The organism is Flammeovirga sp. EKP202 (assembly GCF_014534745.1).
Classification (GTDB): Bacteria; Bacteroidota; Bacteroidia; order Cytophagales; family Flammeovirgaceae; genus Flammeovirga.
The window spans coordinates 1-248 of record NZ_JACVVP010000169.1; the positions used below are offsets into that span (position 1 = coordinate 1).

The 248-nt window shown below is 40.7% G+C and carries 1 pseudogene; it reads left to right on the forward strand.

Annotation, left to right across the window (positions count from 1 at the left end):
* Positions 1-248 (forward strand): annotated as a pseudogene (locus IC221_RS29440) (group II intron reverse transcriptase/maturase); the annotation flags it as partial.

The window sequence follows — 248 nt, forward strand, 5'->3', positions numbered from 1 at the left end:
AAACTGAAAAAGGTAGATGAATGGGTAAGAAACAGGCTCCGGTACTGTATCTGGCATCACTGGAAAAAGGTAGAACGGAAACGTAAAAACTTAATACGTTTAGGAATACCTCATGGTCAGGCGTATGCTTGGAGCAGAACGAGAAAAGGAGGATGGGCAGTTGCTCAAAGTCCTATTCTTATTACCACCATTACCTTGGAACGACTAGAGAAAAGAGGATATATTTCTATGTCCGAGATCTACAAAAA